General features: G+C 69.9%; 11 protein-coding genes. 3 read left to right on the top strand and 8 right to left on the bottom strand.

Annotated elements, in window-relative coordinates; genetic code table 11:
* Nucleotides 1–110: 110 nt before the first annotated feature.
* The 7 genes from ACWD3I_RS30850 to pgsA form a co-directional block, all read right to left on the bottom strand.
* Nucleotides 111–863, bottom strand: a complete 753-nt coding sequence (locus ACWD3I_RS30850) for a YebC/PmpR family DNA-binding transcriptional regulator (protein WP_365403388.1) — start codon at nt 861–863, stop codon at nt 111–113.
* A 51-nt stretch (nt 864–914) separates the two neighbouring features.
* Complete coding sequence (gene pdxT / locus ACWD3I_RS30845) at nt 915–1,523, bottom strand: pyridoxal 5'-phosphate synthase glutaminase subunit PdxT (protein WP_365403391.1); 609 nt, start codon at nt 1,521–1,523, stop codon at nt 915–917.
* Between the two features lie 7 nt (nt 1,524–1,530).
* The gene (gene pdxS / locus ACWD3I_RS30840) at nt 1,531–2,436 is read right to left on the bottom strand and encodes a pyridoxal 5'-phosphate synthase lyase subunit PdxS (protein ID WP_266833219.1); all 906 of its coding nucleotides are present in this window, start codon (nt 2,434–2,436) and stop codon (nt 1,531–1,533) included.
* A 116-nt stretch (nt 2,437–2,552) separates the two neighbouring features.
* Entirely contained in the window at nt 2,553–3,095 is a 543-nt protein-coding gene (locus ACWD3I_RS30835) for a LemA family protein (RefSeq protein ID WP_365403396.1), read from the bottom strand.
* 44 nt (nt 3,096–3,139) lie between these two features.
* Nucleotides 3,140–4,309, bottom strand: coding sequence for a glycosyltransferase family 4 protein (locus ACWD3I_RS30830; RefSeq protein WP_365403399.1), 1,170 nt, complete (start codon nt 4,307–4,309; stop codon nt 3,140–3,142).
* Entirely contained in the window at nt 4,306–5,214 is a 909-nt protein-coding gene (locus ACWD3I_RS30825; protein ID WP_365403402.1) for a phosphatidylinositol mannoside acyltransferase, read from the bottom strand. The genes ACWD3I_RS30830 and ACWD3I_RS30825 overlap by 4 nt, the downstream gene beginning before the upstream one ends.
* The gene (pgsA, locus tag ACWD3I_RS30820; protein WP_365403445.1) at nt 5,211–5,939 is read right to left on the bottom strand and encodes a phosphatidylinositol phosphate synthase; all 729 of its coding nucleotides are present in this window, start codon (nt 5,937–5,939) and stop codon (nt 5,211–5,213) included. Before pgsA ends, ACWD3I_RS30825 begins: the two co-directional genes overlap by 4 nt.
* Nucleotides 5,940–6,182: 243 nt before the next feature.
* Here pgsA and ACWD3I_RS30815 point away from each other — a divergent pair, with 243 nt between their 5' ends.
* Together ACWD3I_RS30815 and ACWD3I_RS30810 are read left to right on the top strand one after the other, a co-directional pair.
* Nucleotides 6,183–8,378, top strand: coding sequence for an elongation factor G-like protein EF-G2 (locus tag ACWD3I_RS30815; RefSeq protein WP_365403447.1), 2,196 nt, complete (start codon nt 6,183–6,185; stop codon nt 8,376–8,378).
* Between the two features lie 220 nt (nt 8,379–8,598).
* Nucleotides 8,599–10,266, top strand: a complete 1,668-nt coding sequence (locus tag ACWD3I_RS30810) for a hypothetical protein (RefSeq protein ID WP_365403405.1) — start codon at nt 8,599–8,601, stop codon at nt 10,264–10,266.
* Nucleotides 10,267–10,270: 4 nt separating this feature from the next.
* Here ACWD3I_RS30810 and ACWD3I_RS30805 read toward each other — a convergent pair whose 3' ends face one another.
* Nucleotides 10,271–10,828, bottom strand: coding sequence for an HIT family protein (locus tag ACWD3I_RS30805; RefSeq protein WP_266833230.1), 558 nt, complete (start codon nt 10,826–10,828; stop codon nt 10,271–10,273).
* 67 nt (nt 10,829–10,895) lie between these two features.
* Between ACWD3I_RS30805 and ACWD3I_RS30800 the strand changes: the two genes are divergently transcribed.
* Nucleotides 10,896–11,552 carry a potassium channel family protein gene (locus ACWD3I_RS30800; RefSeq protein WP_365403408.1) on the top strand — a complete coding sequence of 219 codons (657 nt, stop codon included), beginning with the start codon at nt 10,896–10,898 and terminating at the stop codon, nt 11,550–11,552.
* Nucleotides 11,553–11,583 lie beyond the last annotated feature (31 nt).

Raw genomic sequence — 11,583 nt, 5'->3', positions numbered from 1 at the left:
GTTTGTGCAGGCTATCGGGTGGCACCGACAACGGCCGACATGGCGACGGGCCGACGGGGCGTGTCCCGTCGGCCCGTTGAGCCGTCACGTCCGCACAGTTCGCGGCAGCGCTACGCGTCGACCTTCTCCATGACCTCGTCGCTGACATCGAAGTTGGCGAACACGTTCTGCACGTCGTCGCTGTCCTCGAGGGCGTCGATCAGCTTGAAGATCTTCCGGGCGCCGTCCTCGTCGAGCTCGACCTGCATGGTCGGGACGAAGTTGGCGTCGGCGGAGTCGTAGTCGATCCCGGCGTCCTGGAGGGCGGTACGGACCGCGACCAGGTCGGTGGCCTCGGAGAGGATCTCGAAGGACTCACCGAGGTCGTTGACCTCCTCGGCACCCGCGTCCAGGACGGCTCCCAGGACGTCGTCCTCGGTCAGCTCGCCCTTGGGGACGATCACGACGCCCTTGCGGTTGAAGAGATACGACACGGAACCCGGGTCGGCCATGTTGCCGCCGTTGCGGGTCATGGCGACCCGCACGTCCGAGGCGGCGCGGTTGCGGTTGTCGGTGAGGCACTCGATGAGCACCGCGACGCCGTTCGGGCCGTAGCCCTCGTACATGATCGTCTCGTAGTCGGCGCCACCGGCCTCGAGACCGGCGCCACGCTTGACCGCGGAGTCGATGTTCTTGTTCGGGACCGAGCTCTTCTTGGCCTTCTGGATGGCGTCGAAGAGCGTCGGGTTGCCGGACACGTCGGCGCCACCCGTGCGGGCCGCGACCTCGATGTTCTTGATCATCTTCGCGAAGAGCTTGCCGCGCTTGGCGTCGATCACGGCCTTCTTGTGCTTCGTCGTAGCCCATTTAGAGTGGCCGGACATCTGCCTGTCTCCTTCGCGTAACCCAACTCTTTACGAACGCCAGAGATCCTACTAGGACCCCGGAGTCCGGTTCGCGCGCACCATGTCGACGAACAGGGCGTGCACGCGGTGGTCGCCGGTCAGCTCCGGATGGAACGACGTGGCGAGCGCGTTGCCCTGACGGACCGCGACGATGTGGCCGTCGTGCTCGGCGAGCACCTCGGTCTCGGCGCCGACGGACTCGACCCGGGGGGCGCGGATGAAGACGCCCTCCACAGCATCGCCGTCGACGCCCTCGACGTCGACCGTCGCTTCGAAGGACTCGTTCTGCCGTCCGAAGGCGTTGCGGCGCACGATCATGTCGATGCCGCCGATCGTCTCCTGGCCCGAGCGCGGGTCGAGGATCTTGTCGGCCAGCATGATCATGCCCGCGCAGGTGCCGTAGACAGGCATTCCGGCACGCACACGCGCGCGGAGCGGCTCCATCACGCCGAACAGGACGGCCAGTTTGGAGATGGTCGTGGACTCGCCGCCGGGGATGACCAGACCGTCGATCCCGGCGAGTTCCTCGGGGCGCCGCACCGGCCTGGCCACGGCGTCCGCCGCGGCCAGGGCGATGAGGTGCTCCCGTACGTCGCCCTGGAGAGCCAGGACGCCGATGACTGGGGCTTCGTTCGACATGGGGTGGTTACCAGCCGCGGTTGGCGTAGCGCTCGGCCTCGGGGAGGGTGTCGCAGTTGATGCCGACCATGGCCTCGCCCAGGTTGCGGGACGCGTCCGCGATGATCTTCGGGTCGTCGTAGAAGGTGGTGGCCTTCACGATGGCGGCGGCGCGCTTGGCCGGGTCGCCGGACTTGAAGATGCCGGAGCCCACGAAGACGCCCTCGGCGCCGAGCTGGCGCATCAGCGCCGCGTCGGCGGGGGTGGCGACGCCACCGGCGGAGAACAGGACCACCGGGAGCTTGCCGAGCTCGGAGACTTCCTTGACGAGCTCGTACGGGGCGCGCAGCTCCTTGGCGGCGGCGTACAGCTCGTTGTTGTCGTAGCCGCGCAGACGGGCGATCTCGTTCTTGATCTGGCGCAGGTGCCGGACGGCCTCGACGACGTTGCCGGTGCCGGCCTCGCCCTTGGAGCGGATCATGGCCGCGCCCTCGGCGATACGGCGCAGGGCCTCACCGAGGTTGGTGGCGCCGCAGACGAAGGGGGTCGTGAAGGCCCACTTGTCGGAGTGGTTGACCTCGTCGGCCGGGGTGAGGACCTCGGACTCGTCGATGTAGTCGACGCCGAGCGACTGCAGGACCTGGGCCTCGACGAAGTGGCCGATGCGGGACTTGGCCATCACGGGGATGGAGACCGCCTCGATGATCTCCTCGATCATGGTGGGGTCCGACATCCGGGCCACGCCGCCGTCCTTGCGGATGTCGGCGGGGACCCGCTCCAGGGCCATGACGGCCACGGCGCCGGCGTCCTCGGCGATCTTCGCCTGCTCGGCGTTGACCACGTCCATGATCACGCCGCCCTTGAGCTGCTCGGCCATGCCGCGCTTCACACGGGCGGTGCCGGTCTCGGGAGCCTGGTTCTCGGTGATGGACACGGATTGACCTCGCTGATGTGAAAAGAGGATTTCTGCAGCACTGAGGAAACGTGAAGAGAGCAGTCCACAGCAAGGGCCAATGGGGAGGCGGTGGATCGTTTTCCGAGCGGGCGCGGCTACGCGGCCCGGTCCACCAGGGCCACCGGAGGCTCGTCGTCCATCTCGAACGCCATCGGGAACGGGGCGTGTCCCGCCAACCGGAACCAGCGGACCTTGCGGTGGCGCCGCAGGGCACGGGCGGCCCGTACGGCGTCGTTGTGGAAGCGCCGGGCCATCGGCACCCGGCGCACCGCCTCGGTCAGCTCCCGGACGGCTTCCACTCCCCCGGGCGCCTCCCGCACCGTCTCCACCTGCGGAGTCTCCGCGAAGACGGCTCGCAGGGCCTGGGTCAGCTCGCTCTCGGCGACCTCCCGTTGCTCCTCCTCGGCCTGGCGCGCGGCGTGCGCCGCCTCGTAGAGCACGATCGAGGCGGCCGGGTCGAGGACACCGGAGGTCGCCAGTTCCTGGGTCACCGAGGCGCGCCGCAGCAGCTGCGCGTCCAGCGCGGCGCGGGCGGCGTCGATCCGGGCGTGCAGCCGGTCCAGTCGTCCCGCGGTCCAGCTCAGGTAGAGACCGATCGCGATCAGGGCGACGAGGATCCAGATGAGGGTTGGGGTCACGGTCGCAAAGGTTACCGACGTACGGCCCCGGCCCTACGCGCCCCTCAGTCCCGCGCCAGCCCGAACCGCGACAACAGGCTCGTGGTGCGGTCGTCCTCGGCCGCTGCCACCGCCGCCGCGCCCGCCGTCACCGTCTCGTACACCGACAGGATGTCCGCGCCGACCGTCGACCAGTCGAACCGCCGTACGTGGGCGCTCCCGCGCTCCCGCAGTTCGGCCCGCCGCTCCGGATCGGCCAGCAGCCGCAGCGCCGCGTCGGCCAGGGCGTCGGCGTCCTCGTTGGCGAAGAGTTCGCCCGCCGCGCCCTGGTCGAGCACCTGGGCGAAGGCGTCCAGGTCCGAGGCGAGGACCGGGGCACCGGCCGACATCGCCTCGACCAGGATGATCCCGAAGCTCTCGCCGCCGGTGTTGGGGGCGACGTACAGGTCGACGCTGCGCAGGAAGCGGGCCTTGTCCTCGTCGCTGACCATGCCGAGGAACTCCACGCGCGAGCGGAGTTCGGCCGGCAGGTTCTCCACGGCCTCCTCCTCGTCTCCGCGCCCGGCGACCAGGAGCCGGGTCTGCGGGCGCTCGGCGAGGATCTTCGGCAAGGCCTTCATCAGTACCGGCAGGCCCTTGCGGGGCTCGTCGATCCGTCCGACGAAGCCGAGGGTGTCGCCCTGCCACTCGGGGTTGGGCTCGGCCTTGGCGAAGAAGTCGACGTCGACGCCGTTCGGGATGACGACCGCGTCGCCGCCGAGGTGCTCCACCAGCGTGCGGCGTGCGTACTCGCTCACCGCGATGCGCGCGCTGATCTTCTCCAGGGCGGCCTGGAGGATGGAGTACGCGGCGATCATGGCCTTGGAACGCGGGTTCGAGGTGTGGAAGGTCGCGACGAGCGGGCCCTGCGCCGCCCAGCAGGCCAGCAGGCCCAGGGAGGGCGAGGACGGCTCGTGGATGTGGACGACGTCGAACTCGCCGTCGTGCAGCCAGCGGCGCACACGCGCGGCGCTGAGGAAACCGAAGTTCAGCCGGGCCACCGAGCCGTTGTACGGCACCGGCACCGCGCGGCCCGCCGAGACGACGTAGGGCGGCAGCGGGGTGTCGTCGTCGGCCGGGGCCAGGACGGACACCTCGTGGCCCAGGCGGATGAAGTACTCGGCGAGATCGCGGATGTGGAACTGGACGCCGCCCGGCACGTCCCATGAGTACGGGCAGACGATGCCGATCCTCACGAGGGCCCCTTACCGGGGTCGAGATCCTTGAGCCACAACCGCTGCAGCATGTGCCAGTCCTCCGGATGGTCGGCGATCCCCGAGGCGAAGGCATCGGCCAGCGCCTGTGCCATGACAGACGTCTTCTCGGCGCGGGTACCTGTCTCGGGTACCTCGACCGGGGGGTGCACCCGTCCCCGCATGACGGGCGAGTCGTCGTACCAGAGTGTCACCGGCAGCAGCAGCGCGCCGGTCTGCTGGGCGAGGAGCGCCGGGCCCGCGGGGATCCGGGTCGTCTCGCCGAAGAACCGGACCTCCACGCCGGAGGAGGACAGGTCGCGCTCGGCGACCAGACAGACCAGGCCGCCGTCGCGCAGCCGCCGGGCCAGGGTGCCGAAGGCGGTGCCACCGCTGTGCGGCAGGACCTCCATGCCGAGGCCCTCGCGGTAGGCGACGAACCGGTCGTACAGCGTCTCCGGCTTGAGCCGTTCGGCGACGGTGGTGAACGGCGTCTCCAGCTTGGTGGTGACCCAGGCGCCGGCGAGGTCCCAATTGGCCATGTGCGGCAGCGCCAGGACGACGCCCCGGCCGGAGGCGAGGCCCTCGGTCAGGTGATGCACGTCCTTGGGGTCGAAGCCGCCCCTGATGCGCTCCTTGCTCCAGGCGGGCAGCCGGAAGGACTCCATCCAGTAGCGCAGATACGAGCGCATGCCCGCGCGGGACAGCTCGGCGAGGCGCTCAGGGGTCGCGTCGGGCACCACGCGCGCGTAGTTGCTCTCCAGCCGCTGCACGCCCTTGCCGCGCTGCTTCCACGCGAGATCGGCGATGGTCCGCCCGAGGCGCACGGCGACCGGCTCGGGGAGCTTCTTCACCGCTCCCCAGCCGAGGCCGTACAGCGCGTCGGTGAGCCGGTCCTGGGCACTCACTTCGCCGCCTCGCTCCCCTGGGTCTCCTGCGGGGCGGCCGCGTCGGCCTCCGCCGCCTCACGGCGGACCGTGACGACGCGCTGGATCAGCGTGACGAGGCTGCCGACGGCGACGATCCACAGGGCGACCGGCAACAGGTACTGGATGCCCGGCACACCGAACGCGTGCAGACCCGCGAGACCGGCCGCGACCAGGGAGATCACCAGCCGCTCGGCCCGCTCGACGAGACCGTTGACGGCGACCGGCAGTCCGATCGACTCGCCCCGGGCCTTGGTGTACGACACCACCTGGCCGCTAGCCAGACAGAAGATCGAGACAGCGCACAGGACGAGGTCGTCGCCGCCACCGGCGTACCAGAGGATGAAGCCGCCGAAGATCGCGCCGTCGGCGACCCGGTCCAGCGTGGAGTCCAGGAAGGCGCCCCAGCGGCTGGAACGGCCGAGCTGGCGGGCCATGTTGCCGTCGACCAGGTCCGAGAACACGAACAGCGTGATCACGATCGTGCCCCAGAAGAACTCGCCCATGGGGAAGAAGACCAGCGCCCCCGCGACCACCCCTGCGGTACCCAGCAGCGTCACCGTGTCGGGACTGACGCCCCTTCTGATGAGAAATGCGGCGAACGGCGTGAGGACACGCGTGAAGAATGCACGCGCGTACTTGTTCAGCATGGCCTTCCCGAGGGTCGGTGTGGCCGCGCGGCCCCTGCTGGCCACCGGCTGGCCCATCGTAGCCACGCGCGCGCATGTGCGAACGCCGGGCACTCGCACCCCGTGTCACGGCCGCATGGCATACGGGTAACGGGAGGATCGCGTCCGCCGTATGGACGCACCGTGACCGGAGTGGAAAGCTCGAAGAACCGCGGGCGTCACCGGAGCCGCCATCGCTGGGGGCACCTCCCAGGCGGAGCCTGGGGGAGGATCCGCATGTCCGCGCCCACAGTGACCTCACCGTGCACGGGAGGCAAGGCCATGGGCGACAAGGCGAACGCACACCCCGGAGCCGCCGGCAGGGCAACAGCGGCCGACCACCCCGCGTCCGTACGGAATGTGGTGCTGGTCGGCCACTCCGGATCGGGCAAGACGACATTGGTGGAAGCTCTCGCGCTGACAGCGGGGGCGGTGAACAGGGCGGGCCGCGTGGAGGACGGCGGCACCGTCTCCGACTACGACGAGATCGAACACCGGCAGAACCGTTCGGTGCAGCTCTCCCTGGTGCCCGTCGAATGGGACGGCATCAAGGTCAATCTTCTCGACACCCCCGGATACGCCGACTTCGTCGGGGAACTGAGGGCCGGTCTGCGAGCGGCGGACGCGGCCCTTTTCGTCGTCTCGGCCTCCGACGGCGTGGACGGCTCGACCCGCATGGTGTGGGAGGAGTGCGCGGCCGTCGGCATGCCGCGCGCGCTCGTGATCACACACCTGGAGTCCGCGCGGGCGGACTTCGAGGCGATGACACGGACCTGTGCGGAGGCGTTCGGCGGGGACGACCCCGACGCCGTGCTCCCCCTGTATCTGCCGCTGCACGGCCCGCAGGGGCCGGACGGGCACGCGCCCGTGACCGGTCTGACGGGCCTGCTGTCGCAGAAGCTGTTCGACTACTCCTCCGGTGAGCGCAAGGAGTCCGAGCCGGGCGAGGACCAGCTGCCGGAGATCGAGGAGGCCCGCAATCGGCTGATCGAGGGGATCATCGCCGAGAGCGAGGACGAGACCCTCATGGACCGCTACCTCGGCGGCGAACAGGTCGACGTCAAGACACTGATCGAGGACCTGGAGCGGGCCGTCGCGCGCGGCGTCTTCCACCCCGTCCTCGCCGCCGCCCCCGCGGCCGACGGCGCCAGGCAGGGGCTCGGCACGGTCGAGGTGCTGGAGCTCATCACCAGGGGCTTCCCGACCCCCTTCGAGCACCCCACGCCGGGCGTCACCACCATCGACGGCAAACCGCGCGAGGTGAAGGCCTGCGACACGGACGGCCCGCTGGTCGCGGAGGTCGTCAAGACGTCCTCCGACCCCTACGTCGGCCGCGTCTCCCTCGTCCGCATCTTCTCCGGCACCCTGCGCCCCGACGAAACGGTGCACGTCTCCGGACACGGTCTGGCCGACCGCGGGCACGAGGACCACGATGTCGACGAACGCGTCGGCGCGCTGTCCACCCCGTTCGGCAAGCAACAACGCCCGGTGACGCACGCCATCGCCGGCGACCTGGTGTGCGTGGCCAAGCTGAACCGCGCGGAGACCGGCGACACCCTCTCGGCCAAGGACGACCCGCTCCTGATGGAGCCCTGGGAGATGCCCGACCCGCTGCTGCCGCTCGCCATCGAGGCGCACAGCAAGGCCGACGAGGACAAGCTCTCGCAGGGCCTGAGCCGGCTGGTCGCCGAGGACCCGACCATGCGGCTCGAACAGAACCAGGACACCCACCAGGTGGTCCTGTGGTGCCTGGGCGAGGCACACGCCGACGTGGCGCTGGAGCGGCTGCGCAGCCGGTACGGCGTCCAGGTCGACGTCGTATCGCACAAGGTCTCCCTCCGGGAGACGTTCGCCGACAAGTCGGCGGGCCGCGGCCGGCATGTCAAGCAGTCCGGCGGGCACGGGCAGTTCGCCATCTGCGCGATCGAGGTGGAGCCGCTGCCGGGCGGCTCGGGCATCGAGTTCGTGGACAAGGTCGTCGGCGGCGCGGTGCCCCGGCAGTTCATCCCCTCCGTCGAGAAGGGCGTGCGGGCCCAGGCCGCCAAGGGCGTCGCGGCCGGCTACGCGCTCATCGACGTACGGATCACGCTGCTCGACGGCAAGGCGCACTCGGTGGACTCCTCCGACGCCGCGTTCCAGACGGCCGGCGCGCTGGCGCTGCGGGAGGCTGCGGCGGACGCGAAGATCCACCTCCTCGAACCGGTCGCCGAGGTGAGCGTTCTGGTCGGCGACGACTACGTGGGCGCCGTGATGAGCGACCTGTCCGGGCGGCGCGGCCGGGTGCTCGGCACCGAGCAGACCAGCGGGAACCGCACCGTCGTCAAGGCCGAGGTACCGGAGATCGAGATCGGCCGGTACGCCGTCGACCTGCGCTCCCTGTCGCACGGCACGGCACGCTTCAACCGCTCCTACACACGGCACGAACCCATGCCGCCGCAGATCGCCGAAAGGATCCGTGAAGACGCGCGCGACTCCTAGGAGTTGGCGCCGGGCACACTACAAGTGGCTTTCCTGGAACGCTCCCCTCCGAGTCGGCGGGCGGCTTCGGCCGTCCGCCGACGAATGTCGGTGGCGGCGGATACGCTGATGGCGGTGATCAAGTCGGGGCCCAGATGCCGGGACGGCCTGATCAACAGGTGTGCGGGGCAAGGAAGTCGGGAAGGCCGCAGGAGCGACCAGGCGGCGATCGGGGGCGGGCATGACCGTTGGGACCGGTTACGAGAGCGTCTTCGGACCACAGGTTCCGCGCTCGGGCGACGAGAGCCAGACAGCCACGTTCGCCCTCGCTTCAGCCGCATACCGGGACAACCCGGTCGAGGACATAACCAAGGCCAACAGCGAATGGCACGAGACCACGGTCAAGGAGGGCCAGAAGTGGACCGGCGGCCTCTTCAAGCCCAACCTCGGTGAGGCGTTCTCCCGGGCCGTGATCGAGCGCATGATCGGCCCGGGACGCAAGCCCCTCATCCAGTCCTTCGGTACCGAACCGCAGGTCGTCGTCGACCACTGCCTGGCGGCCTACCGCCTCCGCCGCGAGCGGGACAAACGGCTGTCCGCCGTCATGGTGCTGTGCGGTGTGCTGTTCCTGCCCGGGCTCCTGGTCTGGCTCCTGGTCTTCACGATCCGCACCACCATCGACAAGAACCCCAACAAGAAGGCCTCCGCCCTCGCCACGGCCCTGCTCGTCGGCGTCGGCGCTCTCGCCGTCCTCTTCCTGGTCAAGATGCCGTTCACGGGCTTCTGGGGCTGGTACGCACGCGCATGCGTGGTCCTTCCCGTCCTCGGCTGGTTCTGGGCCAAGCAGATCTGCGATCGCTCGACGAGGGATCTGCGGGGCCGCTGGGACGGACTGATCGCGGGCAGCAGTGTCGGAGCCCAGGTCCCCGAAGCGGTGCCGAGCAGCCCCGGTGAGACCCAGGCCGAGCAACTGCGCCAGTCACTGGCCAGGTTGAGCACCGAGCAGCAGTCCAACTCCGTCTTCTACGCCGGCCCCAAGGGCATCCTGGGCATGGGCACGCGCTGGGGCAGCTGGCAGCTCGCCGAGGACCTGGTCCAGGCCGACCCGTCCCGGGAGATCCACCCGTTCCGCAGCTGGGACGTCATCCGCGCCATCCACGACAAGCTGCGCATGCTGGAGCGGAACACGATCAACACCGGCGGCTTCCCGAAGGCATCCATACGGCACTGGATCGTCACGCCGGTCGGGGAGAACGCCAAGGCGGTGGCCCGGACCGAGCAGTCGACGGACATCGAGGCGTTCCAGCACCGGTCCCACTCCATACAGGACATCTGCAACAAGCAGCAGTTCGGCAGCGGGGACCGGCACTACCTCGGGGTGCAGTGGACGCTGTGGGACGGCCAGTTGATCCTCACCATGATGATCACCGTCACCGTGCTGCACGAGACGCTGCGCATCGAGGTCACCGGACATGCGCTGGGCCCGGTCAACCCGCTGTTCATGGGCAAGCCCGAGGACCCGACGAAGGACGTCCAGAAGTCGTTCCGGCCCTGGGAGACCCGCAAGGTGAAGCTCCCGCTGGTCCCCACCAACGAGGTCGTCCGTCTCGCCGTCCGTGCCCCGCTGTCCTGGTACCCGCCGCTGCTGAACTGGCTCGGCGGGACGATCGCCCTCCCCGAGCCGTTCGGTCTGCGGCACGTCTGGGCCGACAAGCCGTGGCGCCACCGCTTCATGGCCGACGACGCCATGCGCGCCGCGACGCCCGTGCTGCGCGTGGTGCACGCGGCGGCGATCAAGGTCCTGGAGGACAACGGCGTGGACACGGAGAAGTTCGGCAACCGGTCGGCGTTCCTCAGCACCGCGGTGCAGGACCCGTCGCCGAGGAAGGCCGACCTGTACGACGCGTAGCCGCTTACGAGGGCCAGGCCTCCGCCAGCATCTTGCGGGTGTCGGCGAGCAACTGCGGCAGCACCCGCGTGTGCCCGACGACCGGCATGAAGTTCGTGTCGCCGCCCCAGCGCGGGACGATGTGCTGGTGGAGGTGGGCGGCGATACCGGCGCCGGCCACCGTGCCCTGGTTCATACCGATGTTGAACCCGTGGGCGCCTGACGCGGTGCGCAGCGCGGTCATCGCCTGCTTGGTGAGAGCGGCGAGCTCGATGGTCTCCGGCTCGGTCAGGTCGGTGTAGTCGGCGACGTGCCGATAGGGCACGACCATCAGGTGGCCGCCGTTGTACGGATACAGATTCAGCACGGCGTAGACCTGCTCACCGCGCCGGACGATCAGACCGTCCTCGTCGGACTTGGCCGGGATGGAGCAGAAGGGGCATCCGTCGTCGGCGCCTGGGCCGGTCGGCTTGTTCTCGCCCTGGATGTAGGCCATCCGATGGGGCGTCCACAGACGCTGGAACGCGTCCTGGGTCCCCACTCCCCACTGCTGCTCCGGCTCACTCGTCATGCAGGGAAGCATATGGCTTCGCCCGTTCGCGGCGTGTCGGCGGGGTTGCGGCGAAACCCCCTGGGGCCAAGCTGGGCCGGTGGACGATGACAGCCCCAACGCCCGCTGGGAACGGCACACCGAGGTCCCCCTCGCCGTGGCCTCCCTGGTGTTTCTCTCCGCGTACGCGATCCAGGTCCTGGCGCATGATCTGCCGGACCGCTGGCGGGACCTGTGCCTCGCGGCGACGCTGGCCGCGTGGGCGCTGTTCGCCGCCGACTATGCCGTGCGCTGGCGGCTCAGCGGACAGCGGCTGCGCTTCGTACGGACGCACGGGCTGGACACGCTCGTGCTGGCGCTGCCCCTTCTCCGCCCCCTGCGGGTCGTGAAGGTCTACGAAGCCGTCCAGCGGCGGCACGGCCGGCCCCGGCTCGCCCTGCACGCACGCGTGATCGTGTACGCCGGCCTGTCGACGCTCCTGCTCGGCTTCACTGGCGCCCTCGCCGTCTACCAGCAGGAACACGGAGCCCCCGGAGCGACCGTGCGCACCTTCGGGGACGCCGTGTGGTGGACCTGCGCCACCCTCTCGACCGTCGGCTACGGCGACGTCACCCCCGTCACGCCGAGGGGACGTCTGATCGCGGTCGGGATCATGATCATCGGGATGGCGCTGCTGGGCGCGGTGACCGGCACGTTCGCCTCCTGGCTGCTCCAGGTGTTCTCGCGGGAGGACGACGAGAGGCCCCCGGGAGACTGAGCCTCCCGGGGGCCTCTCGAAGGCCTTCGCC

It is taken from the genome of Streptomyces sp. NPDC002817 (assembly GCF_053592055.1).
This window is presented reverse-complemented; position numbering and strand designations above follow the sequence as displayed.